This window comes from Alteromonas sp. RKMC-009 (assembly GCF_003584565.2).
Lineage (GTDB): Bacteria > Pseudomonadota > Gammaproteobacteria > Enterobacterales > Alteromonadaceae > Alteromonas.
This window is the reverse complement of record NZ_CP031010.1, coordinates 2,928,401-2,943,999: the sequence shown is the minus strand read 5'-3', so window position 1 is coordinate 2,943,999 and position 15,599 is coordinate 2,928,401. Positions and strand designations below refer to the sequence as shown.

Annotated in this window: 17 protein-coding genes; 11 read left to right on the top strand and 6 right to left on the bottom strand. The window is 48.3% G+C overall.

Annotation, left to right across the window (positions count from 1 at the left end):
• Positions 1 to 62: 62 nt before the first annotated feature.
• The 3 genes from seqA to DS731_RS13005 all read left to right on the top strand — a co-directional run bounded on the left by seqA (position 63) and on the right by DS731_RS13005 (position 5,061).
• Positions 63 to 650 carry a replication initiation negative regulator SeqA gene (gene seqA / locus DS731_RS13015; RefSeq protein ID WP_119501736.1) on the top strand — a complete coding sequence of 196 codons (588 nt, stop codon included), beginning with the start codon at positions 63 to 65 and terminating at the stop codon, positions 648 to 650.
• A gap of 43 nt (positions 651 to 693) precedes the next feature.
• Positions 694 to 2,346 carry a phosphoglucomutase (alpha-D-glucose-1,6-bisphosphate-dependent) gene (pgm, locus tag DS731_RS13010; RefSeq protein WP_119501735.1) on the top strand — a complete coding sequence of 551 codons (1,653 nt, stop codon included), beginning with the start codon at positions 694 to 696 and terminating at the stop codon, positions 2,344 to 2,346.
• A 225-nt stretch (positions 2,347 to 2,571) separates the two neighbouring features.
• Positions 2,572 to 5,061: a glycogen/starch/alpha-glucan phosphorylase gene (locus DS731_RS13005; protein WP_119503419.1), complete on the top strand. Its 2,490-nt coding sequence runs from the start codon at positions 2,572 to 2,574 to the stop codon at positions 5,059 to 5,061.
• 79 nt (positions 5,062 to 5,140) lie between these two features.
• Here DS731_RS13005 and DS731_RS13000 read toward each other — a convergent pair whose 3' ends face one another.
• The gene (locus tag DS731_RS13000) at positions 5,141 to 6,058 is read right to left on the bottom strand and encodes a DMT family transporter (protein ID WP_119501734.1); all 918 of its coding nucleotides are present in this window, start codon (positions 6,056 to 6,058) and stop codon (positions 5,141 to 5,143) included.
• Between the two features lie 139 nt (positions 6,059 to 6,197).
• Here DS731_RS13000 and DS731_RS12995 point away from each other — a divergent pair, with 139 nt between their 5' ends.
• From DS731_RS12995 to DS731_RS12970, 6 genes are all read left to right on the top strand, one after another.
• Positions 6,198 to 7,061 (top strand): LysR substrate-binding domain-containing protein, encoded by an 864-nt coding sequence (locus DS731_RS12995; protein WP_119501733.1) that lies wholly within the window; start codon positions 6,198 to 6,200, stop codon positions 7,059 to 7,061.
• Between the two features lie 354 nt (positions 7,062 to 7,415).
• On the top strand, positions 7,416 to 8,057 hold the full coding sequence (locus DS731_RS12990) for a DMT family transporter (RefSeq protein WP_232373364.1): 642 nt from the start codon (positions 7,416 to 7,418) through the stop codon (positions 8,055 to 8,057).
• A gap of 236 nt (positions 8,058 to 8,293) precedes the next feature.
• On the top strand, positions 8,294 to 9,604 hold the full coding sequence (locus DS731_RS12985; protein ID WP_119501731.1) for a putative bifunctional diguanylate cyclase/phosphodiesterase: 1,311 nt from the start codon (positions 8,294 to 8,296) through the stop codon (positions 9,602 to 9,604).
• Between the two features lie 76 nt (positions 9,605 to 9,680).
• Entirely contained in the window at positions 9,681 to 10,718 is a 1,038-nt protein-coding gene (astE, locus tag DS731_RS12980) for a succinylglutamate desuccinylase (RefSeq protein WP_119501730.1), read from the top strand.
• A complete protein-coding gene (locus DS731_RS12975) occupies positions 10,711 to 11,127 on the top strand; it encodes an HIT domain-containing protein (protein WP_119501729.1) in 417 nt (138 codons plus the stop codon). Before astE ends, DS731_RS12975 begins: the two co-directional genes overlap by 8 nt.
• Positions 11,124 to 11,447, top strand: a complete 324-nt coding sequence (locus DS731_RS12970) for a heavy metal-binding domain-containing protein (RefSeq protein WP_119501728.1) — start codon at positions 11,124 to 11,126, stop codon at positions 11,445 to 11,447. The genes DS731_RS12975 and DS731_RS12970 overlap by 4 nt, the downstream gene beginning before the upstream one ends.
• Before the next feature lie 17 nt (positions 11,448 to 11,464).
• Here the strand turns inward: DS731_RS12970 and DS731_RS12965 are convergent, their stop codons facing one another.
• The 4 genes from DS731_RS12965 to DS731_RS12950 are packed head-to-tail and all read right to left on the bottom strand — an operon-like array spanning position 11,465 to position 13,750.
• Positions 11,465 to 11,608: a DUF2897 family protein gene (locus DS731_RS12965; protein ID WP_119501727.1), complete on the bottom strand. Its 144-nt coding sequence runs from the start codon at positions 11,606 to 11,608 to the stop codon at positions 11,465 to 11,467.
• Positions 11,605 to 12,279, bottom strand: a complete 675-nt coding sequence (locus DS731_RS12960) for a M15 family metallopeptidase (RefSeq protein WP_119501726.1) — start codon at positions 12,277 to 12,279, stop codon at positions 11,605 to 11,607. Before DS731_RS12960 ends, DS731_RS12965 begins: the two co-directional genes overlap by 4 nt.
• A complete protein-coding gene (gene dapE, locus DS731_RS12955; protein WP_119501725.1) occupies positions 12,276 to 13,403 on the bottom strand; it encodes a succinyl-diaminopimelate desuccinylase in 1,128 nt (375 codons plus the stop codon). Before dapE ends, DS731_RS12960 begins: the two co-directional genes overlap by 4 nt.
• Positions 13,403 to 13,750 (bottom strand): ArsC family reductase, encoded by a 348-nt coding sequence (locus DS731_RS12950; RefSeq protein WP_119501724.1) that lies wholly within the window; start codon positions 13,748 to 13,750, stop codon positions 13,403 to 13,405. The genes dapE and DS731_RS12950 overlap by 1 nt, the downstream gene beginning before the upstream one ends.
• Positions 13,751 to 13,930: 180 nt before the next feature.
• On the opposite strand from DS731_RS12950, the gene DS731_RS12945 reads away from it, so the two are divergent.
• Positions 13,931 to 14,545: a LysE family translocator gene (locus tag DS731_RS12945; protein WP_119501723.1), complete on the top strand. Its 615-nt coding sequence runs from the start codon at positions 13,931 to 13,933 to the stop codon at positions 14,543 to 14,545.
• 54 nt (positions 14,546 to 14,599) lie between these two features.
• On the opposite strand, the gene DS731_RS12940 is transcribed toward DS731_RS12945, so the two are convergent.
• Complete coding sequence (locus tag DS731_RS12940; RefSeq protein ID WP_119501722.1) at positions 14,600 to 14,974, bottom strand: hypothetical protein; 375 nt, start codon at positions 14,972 to 14,974, stop codon at positions 14,600 to 14,602.
• 147 nt (positions 14,975 to 15,121) lie between these two features.
• Between DS731_RS12940 and DS731_RS12935 the strand changes: the two genes are divergently transcribed.
• Positions 15,122 to 15,598 carry a CreA family protein gene (locus DS731_RS12935; protein WP_119501721.1) on the top strand — a complete coding sequence of 159 codons (477 nt, stop codon included), beginning with the start codon at positions 15,122 to 15,124 and terminating at the stop codon, positions 15,596 to 15,598.
• The last annotated feature ends 1 nt before the right edge of the window (position 15,599 follow it).

The window sequence follows — 15,599 nt, the reverse complement described above, 5'->3', positions numbered from 1 at the left end:
TTTAGTGCTGTTATCAATATCCTTGTTGTCTATAATGGACCGGTTTATTAAGGAAGTACCATATGAAAATCATTGAAATTGATGATGAGCTGTATACGTTTATAGCAAGTCAGACAAAACACATCGGCGAAAATGCGTCGGACATCCTGCGTCGTTTACTGCTGGGTGATGCTGAAAGTAACGAAGTAAAAGCAGCACCTGTAAAGGCGGCTCCCGCGGTGAAAAAAGCGGCTCCTGTTAAAGCCCGTCAAACGAAAACACCGTCACAGTCAACAACGGTTTCTGCCCCACTTGCTGTAGAGCACGGCAGCGGAGATATCGAAGCGAGACTCACCAGTGCTGCACTGGCGCAGTACACCAAACGGGTTGATCTGTTTCTGTTTATTCTGTCTGAACTTCATGATTTGCACAGCGATGCCTTTGCAAATGTTGAACAAATTAAGGGTAAAAATCGTATTTACTTCGCAACCAGCAAAGACGCGTTGCTGAGTACGGGAAGCAGTACTAACCCTAAATCTATTCCTGACTCACCCTACTGGGTAGTGACAAATAACAACACAGCTAAGAAAGTAGCGATGTTGGAACAGGTAATGAAAACACTGGGATACAGCGACGAAGCCACGCAAACGGTTATCGCTAAATTTGCTTAATACCCCTGGTTAGCAAGACGCTCACTTAAATAAAGGACGAAAAATGGCATTACATCCGCAGGCAGGAGAACCCGCAGCTCCGGAGCAACTGATTAACGTTGCAGAACTTATCACCCAATATTTTACCTATGTCCCTGATGCTGACTCGCCGGCAGAAGCTGTCAGTTTTGGTACATCAGGTCACAGGGGCACAGCAGCAAATACAACGTTCACAGACACGCACATTGCTGCAATTTGCCAGGCGTTAGCAGAGTATCGTCAGTCTGAAGGCATCGACGGTCCGCTCTATATTGGTAAAGATACCCATGCATTGTCAGAACCGGCAATGATTACTGCAATTGAAGTGTTAAGTGCCAACGGTGTTGAAGTAGTGATCCAACAGGCGGATAACGCCAGCCGTGGCTACACGCCCACGCCGGTTATTTCCCGCACCATAATTCGTTATAACCGTGGACGTTCTGCGAACTTAGCTGACGGTATTGTCATTACGCCTTCTCACAATCCGCCTTCTGACGGTGGCTTCAAATACAACCCGCCCCATGGCGGACCTGCTGATGGTGATGTGACCTCTGTCATTCAAAAACGGGCTAATGCACTTATCGCTGCGGGCAATAAAGACGTGAAGCGAATGAACGTGCAACAGGCACGGGCAGAAGGGAAGTTCGTGGAAGCGGATTTCATGGAAGCTTACATAGACGATCTCGCTGAAGTTGTGGATATGGAAGCGATTGCAAAAGCCGGGCTCAAACTCGGTACCGATCCTTTAGGCGGAGCGGGAGTCGGTTACTGGGAGCGTATCAGCGAAAAATATGGCCTTGATATCACAGTTGTGAACGACAAGGTTGATCCTCAGTTTGGCTTCATGCGTCGTGACAAAGATGGCAAGCTGAGAATGGACTGTTCGTCTGCCTATGCAATGGCCGGTCTTATCGATCTGAAAGACAAGTTTGACCTCGCCTGGGGTAACGACCCTGACTTCGACAGACATGGTATTGTTTGTCCTGCTGCAGGCCTTATGAACCCTAATCATTATCTGGCCGTAGCTATCAATTATCTGTACAGCCACCGCCCTGACTGGCCGGAAAGCCTGAAAGTAGGTAAAACTCTGGTATCCAGCTCAATGATTGACAGAGTTACCGCGAACCTGGGCCGTGAACTGGCAGAAATGCCGGTGGGCTTTAAGTGGTTTGTGGGTGGATTATCCGACGGTGAAATCGCCTTCGCAGGCGAGGAAAGTGCCGGCGGTATTTTCCTGCAGCGCAACGGTCAAACCTGGGCCACGGATAAAGACGGTTTTATTATGTGTCTGCTGGCAGCAGAAATTCTTGCTGTCACCGGTAAAGATCCCGGCGAGCATTATGAAGCGCTGACTGAAAAATTCGGTTCGCCTGTGTATCAGCGGGTCGACGTTGCTGCAAGCCTGGAAGAGAAAGCGAAGCTGTCCGCCATGGATGCCTCTGTGGTGACCAGCGACTCCCTCGCCGGAGAGTCAATTACTTCAGTGCAAACTCATGCTCCGGGCAATAATGCTGCCATCGGGGGAGTGAAGGTGTCCACTGAAAATGGATGGTTTGCCGCACGACCTTCCGGTACTGAACAAATTTATAAAATTTACGCAGAGAGTTTTAATGGTGAAAGTCACTTACAATCTCTCATCAAAGAAGCGGAAGAACTGGTAGCAAAAATTATCAAATAAACGCAAATGTTTAAACTTGATGTTTAAAATGTAAATTTATTGTTAATAAATGGGCTGTATTTTTAAATGCAGCCCATTTTTTTTGAAAATTAACAAACATTTTACAAAAAATCGTTTTTAACGCTGCTATATTGCTGCCATATCGATATTTTATTGTGTAATTTAATTACAGTGTAAGGCTAATTTGTAGCCAGTTTACATCGCCATAGTAAAGTGAGAACTGATATGAACGCGAAAACCACTAAAGCGAAAACGGTTGCCCCTGTGGCCGTCAGCGCCGGTAGTAAAAACGAATTTAAATCAGCTGTTATCCGTCACCTGCATTGCACGCTGGGAACAGATGAAAACAAAGCAAATAATCACGCCTGGTGGAAGGCGACCTGTGCTGCTATGCAGGAACAGGTGCTTGAGGGTTTACGTAAAACCCAGAAAACCCATTACTTAAACGATACACGTGCTGTCCATTATTTCTCTGCAGAATTCCTGATGGGCCGTTTACTCTCCAACAATCTACAGAATTTTGGTTTGTATGATGTTGCCAATGAAGCGCTGAAAGAGTTAGGCGTAGAACTTGCTGATGTTATGGAAGAAGAGCCTGACATGGCACTGGGTAATGGTGGCCTGGGCCGTCTCGCTGCTTGCTTTATCGACTCTCTGGCGACCATGGAATTACCGGCAATCGGTTACGGTATTCATTACGAGCACGGCCTGTTCCGTCAGGAAATTCAAAACGGCGCACAGATTGAGCGTCCGGACAGCTGGCGTGACTTCGGCAACCCGTGGGAAATTTGTCGTCCTGAATCGATTCAGCAAGTATCCTTGTATGGCTATGTTGAAACTAAGTACGGTGACAATGGCCGCATTCAAAAAGAATGGCACCCGGGCTCAATTGTAAAAGGTGTACCGTGGGATATCCCGGTTGTAGGCTACGGCGGTAATACCGTTAACGTACTGCGTCTGTGGAAGAGTGAATCATCTCATTACTTCAACTGGGACGTATTTAATGCCGGTGGTTATGTGGATGCCCAACGTGAGAACGTACAGGCAGAAACCATTTCTAAAGTACTTTACCCTAACGATGAAACCGAAGCGGGTAAAGAACTGCGTCTTATCCAGCAGTATTTCTTCTGCTCATGCTCTTTAAAAGACATCATCCGCCGTTACAAGCGCGCTCACGGTGATGACTGGAGCCGTTTTGTTGATCAGGTCGTTATTCAGCTTAACGATACCCATCCGGCTATCGCGATCCCTGAATTAATGCGTATTTTAGTTGACCGTGCAGAGCTTGACTGGGATACCGCCTGGGGCATTTGTACTAAAGTGTTTGCCTATACAAACCACACCCTGTTGCCGGAAGCGCTGGAGAAATGGCCTGCACGCATGATCGAGAAGATCCTGCCCCGTCACCTTGAAATCATTTACGAAATCAACCACCGCTTCATGGCTGAAGTTGACAAAAAGTGGCCGGGTGACAACGCGAAAAAAGCGAAACTGTCTATTATCGAAGAAGGTAATGAGAAGATGGTTCGCATGGGTAATTTGTCTGTTATTGCCTCTTTCGCCGTTAACGGTGTAGCAGAAATCCACTCTAAGCTGGTGAAAAAGAACCTGTTCCCTGAGTTTGATGCGCTGTGGCCGGGTAAACTGACTAATGTGACCAACGGTATTACGCCACGTCGCTGGTTGAAGGCATGTAACCCTGCGTTATCTAACCTTATCGATAAAAAAATCGGTGAAGACTGGCCGCTGGATCTGAAAAAGCTGGATGGTTTGTCTAAGTACGCTGACAACAAAACATTCCAGAAACAGTTCATGAAAGTGAAACTGGAAAATAAGAAGCTGCTGGCCCAGGAAATCAAGCAATCGCTGGACATCGATGTTGACGTGAATGCTATCTTCGACGTGCAAATTAAACGTCTGCATGAGTACAAGCGTCAGCACCTGAACCTGCTTCATATCATGGCGCTGTACCGTCGTCTGCTGGAAAATCCTGATTACGACATGCACCCGCGTGTATTTATTTTCGGTGCGAAAGCAGCGCCCGGTTACAAACTGGCGAAAGACATCATCTACGCTATCAACAAAGTGGCTGATAAAATCAACAATGATCCGCGGGTGAACGGTAAACTCAAAGTGGTATTCCTGCCGAATTACCGCGTGTCGTTAGCTGAGAAAATGATTCCGGCTTCTGACTTATCTGAGCAAATCAGTACTGCAGGTAAAGAAGCATCCGGTACCGGTAATATGAAGCTGGCTCTGAACGGTGCACTGACTATTGGTACGCTGGACGGCGCGAACATCGAAATCGCCGAAGAAGTGGGTGATGAAAATATCTTCATTTTTGGTCTCACCGTTGATGAAGTGCATGAGCTGAAAGAAAAAGGCTACAAGCCGCTGGATTACTATTACCGTGATCCTGAAATCAAAGCGGTACTGGACTGGCTGGAGACTGACTACTTTACGCCTGGCAAGCCGGGTGCCTTAGTGTCCATCAAACAAAGCTTGCTGGATCACGGCGACCCGTACATGGTACTGGCTGATTTCCGTGCTTACTCCGACGCGCAGATCCTGGTGGATGAGGCGTACCGTGACCAAGAGCGCTGGGCGAAAATGGCCATTATCAATACAGCGAAGATGGGTAAATTCACTTCAGACCGTTCAATCAATGATTATGTTGAGCGTATCTGGAAGCTTTCATCCTGTTCTGTAAAGTAAATTTATAGAACGAACAACAACGAAGGCCCGGGATCTGAAAAGATACCGGGCTTTTTTTGGCTTTAAAAGTCGGCCCCGATCAGCAGGCGGCTGCGGCCTTACGCTTTCTGGTGAAAAACGATGCGGGCAGGTTACTTACCAGTGTGCCGGCTAATATCATCACCAGGGCAACAGACAGGCCAGTTGTCCATTGTTCGTTGAACATGGGCACAGCCAGCGTACTGGCAAATACCGGCACCAGTGCCATTAAGCCACCCATTTTGGTTGCTCCGAGAATATGCACGGCGCGGGCATACAATACCATTTGAACGGTTGTAGCCATTACACCCTGATAAAAAGCCTGCAGGCCCAGCATTTCAAAACTTTGCTGCGCAATATTATGTGGCAGAAACAGAATGTATACCGGCGCGAACAGTATTGTTGTGGTCGCAATAATACCCAGCGTGGCGTGCCAGGGCGCAAACTGCCACCGTCTTAGCAATACCGTAAAAATTCCCCAGAACAAACAGGCAATGACAAAACTCAGATCGCCGGACAAGTAGTGACTGTCTGCGAGCAACGTTTCAGACAGCAAAGCGATAATTCCTGTGCTGCTTAGTGCAATACCGATTTGTGACGAAAGACGATGTCTCTCATTTGCGATGAAATAGGCCAGTACTGCAATCATGACAGGCATTAATCCGGGTAGCAGTAATGCGGCATGGGTAGCCGGCGCAAGGGCGAAACCGGTGAAAACCGATACGCCGTATGCCACGCCGCCAATCGCGCCGAGCACAAACATACGCCACTGGAATATTACCTTGCGGTGCTTGTAAATGAACGGAGAGAACAGCAGGCAAGCTGTACCGAAGCGCACCATCAGCATATCCGGCACTGCCATGGATGATACGGCTCCTGCTTTACTGATGAGTATGAATCCTGTCCATATGAGGACAGCAGCAAGGGCATAACCTAACCCTTTCAGTGTGTTCTGGCTGGCGCTGTTTTGCGCTGTCATGGTAGTTCTCCGTGGTGCAATTTTCCGGTATCAGGCAATCATTGCCTTAACCCTTGTGCAAAAGTATAAGGGATTACTTGTTTCATTAATAATGAATAAATGAGAAGATTTCTTTCATAATAATTGAAGTGAGGTGCGGATGGACATTTCAGATCTGGTGGTGTTTAAGGCTGTTGTGGAGCATAAGGGCGTCAGCCGGGCGGCAGAATCTCTTCACCGGGTGCCGTCCAACGTCACGGCAAGGTTAAAGAAGCTGGAAGGGGAGTTGAACGTAGATTTATTTTTGCGGGAAGGTAACCGTTTAACCGTAACTTCTGCCGGTCTCAGATTGTTGGATTACACCGGCAAGATATTACAACTTCAGAAACAGGCCATCGCTGAATTAACCCTTGCAGAACCGGGCGGTTTATTGCGGCTGGGTTCAATGGAGAGCAGTGCCGCTTCCCGTTTACCCGGTATTCTTGCCCGTTTCCATCGCCAGTATGATGCGGTACAGCTCGAGTTGACAGCCAATGCATCGATGCCGCTGGTGGAGAAAGTACTCAGCGGTGAACTTGACCTGGTGATGGCATCGGATCCGCCTGACGATCCAAGGCTGGAACGGGTGAAGTGCTTTGAAGAAGAGTTAGTGCTCATCTTGCCCCGTGAGTGGGAAAGCAGCTCTGCACTGCCGGAGACGTTAACCATGGTTGGCTACAGCCGCGGCTGCTCGTATCGACATCGACTGGAAAAGTGGCTCGCCAGACACAATCATGTTTGCGAAAGAGTCACGGAGATCCCCAGTCACTTCACCATGATTGGCTGTGTTATCGCCGGAATGGGACTTGCCATGGTGCCCCGCTCAGTACTGGCACTGCATCAAACTGAAGGGCTAACATTGAAAACGGTAGATGAAGATATCGCTTTTGCACCAACCTATCTGGTGTACAGAAAAGACAATCCATCCAGTGCCATTTCTGCGTTTATTGATTGTGCATTAACAGCGCCCGGTGCGGTAAACTAACCATTCCATTATTCCCCTTCATTTTTATCGAATGCAAACACCAGTCTGACAGGCTGGTTAATAAAGGACTTTCGTCAATTGCAAAATAAACCGGTTAACACAGAGCTTTATGCTCATACACTTCTTATTGTCGTCACGCTATTAGCAGCCTCCGGCTGGTTATTTTCAAAATTTGTTATTTCTGCCATGACACCCATGTTTTTCCTGGCTATACGATTTGTCATTTCGGGTCTGATGGTCGGAGGATTGAAGCCCCGTCAAGTGTTGGGTACCTCCATGCAGAAGCGCCGGCGGGCACTCATGACAGGATGTTTGCTGGGCGTGCAAACCGCAGTTTGGGGAGCGGGTCTGTTATTGTCTGAAGGATTGGGGGCAGGCGCATTTTTGCTTAGCCTGAGTTTTCTTCTCATACCGGTGACGGGATTATTTTTTGGTTACCGTGCCAAAAGGCACACATGGATTTCTGTAGCAATTGCGGTGCCGGGGCTGATCTTTCTTGCGTTGAGAAACGGCTTTGTACTCGTGCCTTCTGATATTTTGTTTCTGGTTTCAGCTGTACTTTATGCACTGTATTTTAACGTTAATGGCAAATATTGCTCAGATATACCACCCGTCACACAAACGTGCTTTCAACTCATCTCAGCCGGCACCATTTGCTTTATCGCCTATCTGGTCACAGAGCAGAGTGCGACACAATCCGTCTCAGAAGTGTGGCAGTGGCTGGTGTTAAGCATTGTGCTTGCTACCTGCCTGCGTTTTTTCTTTTTATTGAAAGCACAGAGCATGTCTCCGGAAGGGCAGGGAGCGATAGTGATGACCCTCGAACCGGTTTGGGTAGCTATTCTCAGTGCCTGGTGGCTCAATGAGTCGTTAAATACAATGGCTTTAACAGGTATGGCAATTATATTTCTTGCGCTCGTAGTCAATTCGATTGGCAGCCTGCTTGCGGGCAGGAAGCAAAAACTTGCTGCTTTGGGACAACCCCCGATTGTCTGAATAAGTAAACTCAGCCAAAGAGTAAAATAAGTCATTTACGGCGAAAGGAGTGTTTTATACTAAAGTGCAAACATTTACGACTATCTAACTTGGTAAACACACCATTTGTCTGATTAAATGTTCAGGTACTTTCTTATATATGCGTTAATACAAAAGAATGGTTGCGGGACTGGCTCCCGCATGTTTTTATAGATAAATAATAAAAGAAAATTTCAGTGACCGGATTGCCACCTGATATGAGCCGTCTACATCAAAGTTTGGCGACAATTCCAAACCGCTATGCCTTTATCGATACCATAGAGCAATGTGCGGAAAAACATAAGCATGTCTCCCTGATGCTTATCGACGTGGTGCGTTTTTCCGATGTGACCACCAGTCTTGGTATCAATGTCGCAGACCAGTTTTTGCTGGAAATTGCGAACCGGATCATTCTGCTCTTTGATGAACACCTGCGTTTCGGCCGCATCAGCGGTGATGTTTTCGGTATCGTTTTTCCTGACAAAATCAAACAGAAAGAACTTCGTGCTACGTTTGAGCATATCGTCGAACACTTCAAAACCCCCATGCATCACGGCAATCATGCTTTTATTGCTGATTTTAATGTCGGGGCGGTCAGTGGTAAGCAGGACAAGTTCGATATTACTGCGTTTGTTTCCCGTGCAGAAGCAGCCCTCAAGCAGGCAAAAGAAAATAAGTATGAAAATTTCCATGTTATGTCCATGGATGAAAAAGCGGAGACAGGACGCAGTCTTGCACTGAAAGCCGATCTCAAGCGGGCACTGCAACAAAATGAGCTGGAATTGTATTTCCAGCCTCAGGTTGATCTGAATACACTGCAAATTACCGGTGCAGAATGTCTATTACGCTGGAATCATCCGCTGGATGGTGTGTTGTTTCCGGGTCCGCTGATTGAAGCAGCTGAATCCTACAACATGATGAATGAACTGGCTTACTGGACGTTCGAACAGGCATTTCAGAACATGGTGAAACTGGATGCACAGGGTCTGAATGTTTCATTGTCGGTAAACATTTCGCCGACACAGCTGTACGACAGTAAACTTATTCCCGCGCTGGTCCGTCTCAGAGATAAATACGCATTGGATCTCAGTCGTTTTGAACTGGAATTGACAGAAGACGTTGCCCTGACGAACTCATTGATGGTGAAAAAGCAACTGCATGAGCTGGGTGCTCTGGGTATCGGCATTGCAGTGGATGATTTCGGGAAAGGCTATTCCAACCTGGCGTTTATCCGGGAACTTAATATTGATGCTCTCAAGATTGATAAGTCATTTGTGATGGAACTGGGAGACAACCCGGTGAACCGTGCCATTATTGAAGCGGCTAAAATTATCGGCAAAGCAAAAAATTGCCAGGTGATTGCAGAAGGGGTGGAAACAACAGAACAGCTGCATACCTTAAGAGAAATAGGCATTCTGACAGGGCAGGGGTATCTGTTTTCCCGCGCTGTACCACTTAATGAATTTATCAGTCTTGCCCACCAGGATATTATGATTGGTGACTCTCCTTTACGCAGGATGCTGGTGTAAACCGGTCAGGTTTGGCTTTTTAGCTGCACAATAGATAGAATCCTGCGGTATTAATTGCATAAACGACAGGATATCCATGCGTACCCGCTTGCTCGCCCACGGCGATTTTCTCAATCTCTCCCGTTTTTCTTCTGATATTGTTGAACCTCAGACTTTGCAACTTGAAAACGGTGTGCGTGTTCACATTATTGCGCCCGGCATTGTCGCTTTTTACCCTCAAACGCTTAATGCTGACAGTAAATACATTGTGCTTTCCTCCGGCGTTCACGGCAATGAAACTGCCCCCATTGAAATCTGTGATGACATGGTAAAACGCCTGTTCACCGGTTCTCTTGTTCCTGCGCATGCGGTGCTGTTTCAATTCGGGAACCTGGATGCTATGGCCATTGCGAAACGCTTCACCGAAGAAAATATGAACCGCCTGTTCTGTGGTGCGCATTCAGCCGGAGAAGGGCTGGTGAATGATGAGCGTATCCGTGCGAAGCAACTTGAAGATACCATGGCGGCATTCTTCGCTGATGCCGGAGATAACGCCGAGAAACTGCACTATGATTTGCACACTGCTATCCGTGAATCTAAAAACGAAAAATTCGCAGTGTATCCGTTTCTCCATGGCAAACCCTATAGCCGTGAACAACTGTCGTTTATGAAGGCCTGTGGTGTAAAAACGATTTTACTTTCAGAGTCACCGACTACCACCTACAGCTATCACTCGTCACTGAATCACGGCGCCCATTCGTTTACCGTTGAGCTTGGAAAAGTGCAGCCCTTTGGTCAGAACGACATGGCGCGGTTTGAAGAGGCGAGAAATGCGCTTATCTCGCTGGTGTGTGAGCAGCAAATATCATTGAATGACGATTTATCTGATATGGTGATTTACCGGGTTAATCAGGTGATCAATAAGCAGGCTGAAGATTTTGTACTGCATTTTGCTGACGATACACCCAATTTCATGGATTTTGCAGAAGGCGATAAGCTGGCATCTGAAACCGGCGCAGAATATTTTGCTGAACAGGACGGCGAAGCAGTGGTGTTTCCCAACGCCAATGTGGCTATCGGGCAGCGTGCTATTCTCACGGTCGTTCCGGCTTCACTGGAGTACATTAATGTTTAAACTCGATGAGCGCTTGCAAAACGATACGGTGCTGGTAACCGATTTAGCACTTTGCCGCGTGCTGCTGATGAATGACAGTCAGTTTCCCTGGCTTATCCTCGTTCCCCGTGTCGAAGGTCTGGCAGAGTTACACGAGCTTGATGACCGGCAAATGCAGCAGTATGTGCAGGAGTCCCGCTTATGTTGTAAGGTATTATCCTCATTGTATGCGCCTTATAAACTGAACATTGCTGCACTGGGTAATGTGGTCAGGCAACTGCATATTCATCACCTTTGCCGTTATGAAGAGGATATCGCCTGGCCTGCGCCTGTGTGGGGAAGGCAGCCTGCTATACCTTATGGTGACAGTGAACTGGCAGCACGCATTGAGGCATTGAAAAACGCTTTTTCAACGGAGGAAAAAAGATGATTTTAACAACAACACCCGGTATTGAAGGTAAAACCATTTCGCAATATCACGGTATCGTCATCGGCGAGGCGGTCATGGGCGCGAACATTTTTAAAGATTTGTTTGCTTCAATCCGCGATATCGTCGGCGGGCGGTCAGGTTCCTATGAAGACGAGCTCACCAAAGCACGTAAAATGGCCTTCGCAGAGCTGGAACAGGAAGCCCGTGCCATGGGCGCAAATGCGGTTGTGGGTATTGATATCGACTATGAAGTTATCGGTGAAAAAGGCAGTATGCTGATGGTCAGTATCAGTGGCACTGCGGTACGGGTTAACGGGTAATAATGAGAAGAAGACGATTATTTGTCTTCTTCGTCATCCCATTTTCGCGGCGTGAAGTCTTTCGGTACTCTGAACTTTGACGACGACTTAAGCAGTAAAATGTTGCCGATGATAAAGCCGGCGGCCAGTAAAATGATGAGAATTAACCATCCGGTACTCATCTTATCCCCTTATTCAGTACATAACGCTCAAACAGCGAATCAATGCGTTTGAGCACTGCTTCTTTGCCTTCCATGTCTGCCTGTTTCAGGGCGTCTGCCAGCGCACCTGCGCGGCGTTGTTGTTCAAATGTGCTGGCTGTTGACGTATGAGTCAGATGCCATAATTCCACAGCCACGCCGCCTCTGTCTTCCAGAAACGGGCGTGAAAAACCGAAGCGGTGCAGATTTTCATCCATCCAGCAGGCCAGCCCGAAGCAGGGACCGGACTCACGGTATTCACTGTCCACCAGTTCGAAGGGTTGTCCCCATTCATGTACTGCCTGTTTATCAAATACGTCAATATCTGATCCCCAGTGATGACGGCTGCCGCCGGGCAATGCTGACCAGGTCAGGATGGCATCAATTTTTTCATCATCGGACAGGGCGCTGTGATTGAGGGCCTTTCCCTGCGCGTCATACAAGGTGGCTTCACCACGCCATTTTCTGTTCCAGATCGCCAGCTGGCGGGTAAAGTCGCGGTGACTGCTGACCAGCTGACAATCGAGCCCCTCCTTCTGTGCGGCCCGCTGCAAAGCAAGCCATGGTTCTTTTACATCACGGTGTATGGAGAACTTATCATCAAGAGGAACCAGAAACGGATTGTCAATACCCAGCCATGCCGTCATGCTCATGCCAGCAACCTGACCATGATGTCGTAATAAATATCAGTCAGCGTTTCCAGATCGGCCATAGACACGCATTCGTCGATTTTATGGATGGTGGCGTTCACCGGACCCAGTTCAACAACCTGTGCGCCGGTAGGCGCTATAAAGCGGCCGTCAGAGGTGCCGCCGGCAGTCGATAACTCTGTTTCTCTGCCGGTCACGTGACTGATGGCAGCCTGTGTCGCCTCAACCAGATCCCCGGAGTCTGTGAGGAACGGCTGACCGTTGAAGGTCCAGTCGATATGGTAGTCCAGTTCGTGCCCATCCAGAATGGTGGTGACCCGCTCAATTAATTCCCGGTCGGTGACTTCTGTTGAAAAGCGGAAGTTAAAACACACTTCACAGGTGCCGGGAATGACATTGCCTGCACCTGTTCCTGCATGAATATTGGAGATTTGAAAACTGGTGGGCGGGAAGAATTCGTTGCCGTTGTCCCAGTGTGCCTGACTCAGGCTGGCCAGCGCAGGGGCGGCATCGTGCACCGGGTTTTTAGCCAGATGCGGATACGCCACGTGACCCTGAATACCTTTTACTGTCATATCGCCGGTAAGAGAACCACGGCGGCCGTTTTTCACCACATCTCCCACCTGTGAAGTGGAGGAGGGTTCGCCCACGATGCACCAGGTTATTTTCTCGTTCCGGGCTTCCAGCGTGTCGATAACGCGGGTGGTGCCATTAATAAAGGGCCCTTCTTCGTCACTGGTGATGAGGTAGGCGATGCTGCCTTTGTGATTTGGATAGTCAGCAACGAATCTGCGGGTAGCGACCATCATCGCTGCCAGACTGCCTTTCATATCTGCTGCACCACGGCCATGCAGATAGCCGTCTTTTTCAGTAGCGATAAACGGCGGGGTTTGCCAGGCTGATTCCGGCCCGCTTGGGACAACGTCGGTATGACCGGCAAAGCACAAAAGTGGAGCTTCAGTGCCCCGTCGGGACCATAAATTCGTGGTATCGTCGAAAACCATGGTTTCATGGTTGAAACCGGACTCGTCCAGCCAGGCTTTCATGTAATCCTGACAACCGGCATCTTCAGGTGTGACTGAGCGGCGGTTGATCAGATTTTTGGCAACATCGATAACAGTACTCATCAGGCAAAAATCTCCTCATACTGAGCAGGTTTAAAAGCAAGATGGTAGCTGTTGTTGTGAATAAGCACCGGGCGTTTGATCATCGACGGATTTGCCAGTAACAGGCTCAGAGCCTTGTCCCGGGTTAGATCTGTTTTGTCTTCTTCCGGTAACTGTCGAAAAGTAGTGCCCCGTTTATTCAGCAGGTTTTCCCAGCCCAGATGACTTTCTGTTTCTTTAAGCCAGGCTTCGTCCAGACCGTCTTTACGGTAATCGTGAAAAGTAAAAGGGATATTTTGCTGTTCAAGCCACTTTCTGGCTTTTTTGATGGTATCGCAGTTACTGATACCGTAAAGAGTAGTGCTCATAGTGTTCATCGTGATAATACGTTGCCGGTCAGTCTAATTAACTGTGCTGGCCGGCGCAACCGGCGCAGGGGCAAACGGTCATGACAAAGCGTATATTTGCCTCATTTTTGCCGGCTCGTCGTTGCGTTTTGCAAAGGTTTCTGGCAATTTCCCATGCTCTTTTTTTGCGGACATTATTTTATGAACACCGGCTTATTGTCTGTTTTTATTCCCACCTTCTTCTTTGTTTCTGTGACGCCGGGTATGTGTATGACGCTGGCGATGACACTGGGCATGAGTATCGGCGTTAAGCGGGCACTGTGGATGATGCTGGGAGAATTGGCCGGCGTCGGTCTGGTGGCAACCCTTTCTGCCGCCGGTGTGGCAGCACTGTTATTAAATTATCCGGATGTGTTCACCGTACTGAAATATGCCGGCGGGGTTTATCTGGCGTATACCGGCATACAAATGTGGATGTCACGGGGCAAAATGGCCATCAGCACTGATAGTGCGGCACAGGCCACGGAAAAAGCGTTAATTATGCAGGGTTTTATCACGGCCATTGCTAACCCCAAAGGGTGGGCATTTTTTGTTGCGCTGTTACCACCGTTTCTTGATACCGGCTCACCGCTGGCAGCTCAGCTGGTCAGCCTGATTGCGATTATTCTCCTGCTCGAATTCACCTGCCTGCTGATTTATGCATCCGGTGGCCGCTCGTTGAGGTCGCTGCTGATGAAGAGCGGTAATGTCAGGTTGATGAACCGGATTGCCGGCACCCTGATGATCGGTGTCGGGATCTGGCTGGCAGCCGGCTAAACCGTTCTTTATTTACATCCGGTGTCACAAGGCTGAAGCACAGGATGACCGGTGCTATAGCAGACGCCGGGCATTTGATTTCACTTTTTTGTGAAAAGGCTGAACCAGCTTCTCTGTCATTTTCGTTCCCGCTGCAGGTCCGTAGCGAAGCATTGCCTGTGCTGTGGTTTGCGGAATGAGTGCAGGGGTCATGGCACTACCGACAACTGCGGAAAAAATCTTCGTTTGAAAACGCATGGATTCTGCCGTTACAGCCTGACAGGCACTGACCACGGCCTGTACCTTTTCTGTCCACATCTCATTCATTTCACGCACTTCGGATTTTTTTGCCGGGTACGACGTGGTGGCCATTTGCATTAACCGGGTGGCGATAACCTGAGGTGCCAGTGTCCACAGCTCAAATAGTTGCATAGGTAAAGGTTGTTTCACGGTATTCTCCTGAGTGCTGCTTCTGATACGGCACAATTGAGGGTTGGTTCAAACTGAAAAGGGTTTAATATAGCCGGTGTAATCCGCCATACTGAATTAACAGTACTAAGATGCAGAAAACTATGAACTTAACCGGGGGAAGCAGGTATGCGGGTGTTAGTCAGTATTATAGCCGTTTTATTATTAAGTGGCTGTGACAGAAATGAAGTTGGTGATGTGTCGCTGGGTGTTTTCACCACCAAAGATATTAAGCTGGACGCCTTTTCCGATCCTGTGGTCACCGGTGTAACTTGCCATGTGTCCAGTATTGAAGCCAATCTGGATTTTTCCGACCCGTCAGACAGTTCCATTGCCTGCCGTCAGACCGGCCCGATCACCCGTGAGATGATAGATAAAATCGACAAGGGAAAAGACGGCGATGTGCTGTTTACCAAGTCCAAAAGCATATTGTTTAAGTCAATGAAAATCCGGCGCATTCTCGACGCTGAAAACCAGACACTGATGTATCTGGCATATTCTACGAAAGAGACTTCCGGTAGCTTCAAACATAGTTTATCCACTGTGCCGCTGTGGGGTACCCAGGCGCATGTAGCTGCAGCAAACAGCAATGAAGGCGGGCGCTGAT

What these genes read in the sequence shown, in the direction of transcription:
- seqA (WP_119501736.1), top strand. Translation starts at nt 63, where the DNA reads ATGAAAATCATTGAAATTGATGATGAGCTGTATACGTTTATAGCAAGT.
- pgm (WP_119501735.1), top strand. Translation starts at nt 694, where the DNA reads ATGGCATTACATCCGCAGGCAGGAGAACCCGCAGCTCCGGAGCAACTG.
- DS731_RS13005 (WP_119503419.1), top strand. Translation starts at nt 2,572, where the DNA reads ATGAACGCGAAAACCACTAAAGCGAAAACGGTTGCCCCTGTGGCCGTC.
- DS731_RS13000 (WP_119501734.1), bottom strand. Translation starts at nt 6,058, where the DNA reads ATGACAGCGCAAAACAGCGCCAGCCAGAACACACTGAAAGGGTTAGGT.
- DS731_RS12995 (WP_119501733.1), top strand. Translation starts at nt 6,198, where the DNA reads ATGGACATTTCAGATCTGGTGGTGTTTAAGGCTGTTGTGGAGCATAAG.
- DS731_RS12985 (WP_119501731.1), top strand. Translation starts at nt 8,294, where the DNA reads ATGAGCCGTCTACATCAAAGTTTGGCGACAATTCCAAACCGCTATGCC.
- astE (WP_119501730.1), top strand. Translation starts at nt 9,681, where the DNA reads ATGCGTACCCGCTTGCTCGCCCACGGCGATTTTCTCAATCTCTCCCGT.
- DS731_RS12975 (WP_119501729.1), top strand. Translation starts at nt 10,711, where the DNA reads ATGTTTAAACTCGATGAGCGCTTGCAAAACGATACGGTGCTGGTAACC.
- DS731_RS12970 (WP_119501728.1), top strand. Translation starts at nt 11,124, where the DNA reads ATGATTTTAACAACAACACCCGGTATTGAAGGTAAAACCATTTCGCAA.
- DS731_RS12965 (WP_119501727.1), bottom strand. Translation starts at nt 11,608, where the DNA reads ATGAGTACCGGATGGTTAATTCTCATCATTTTACTGGCCGCCGGCTTT.
- DS731_RS12960 (WP_119501726.1), bottom strand. Translation starts at nt 12,279, where the DNA reads ATGAGCATGACGGCATGGCTGGGTATTGACAATCCGTTTCTGGTTCCT.
- dapE (WP_119501725.1), bottom strand. Translation starts at nt 13,403, where the DNA reads ATGAGTACTGTTATCGATGTTGCCAAAAATCTGATCAACCGCCGCTCA.
- DS731_RS12950 (WP_119501724.1), bottom strand. Translation starts at nt 13,750, where the DNA reads ATGAGCACTACTCTTTACGGTATCAGTAACTGCGATACCATCAAAAAA.
- DS731_RS12945 (WP_119501723.1), top strand. Translation starts at nt 13,931, where the DNA reads ATGAACACCGGCTTATTGTCTGTTTTTATTCCCACCTTCTTCTTTGTT.
- DS731_RS12935 (WP_119501721.1), top strand. Translation starts at nt 15,122, where the DNA reads ATGCGGGTGTTAGTCAGTATTATAGCCGTTTTATTATTAAGTGGCTGT.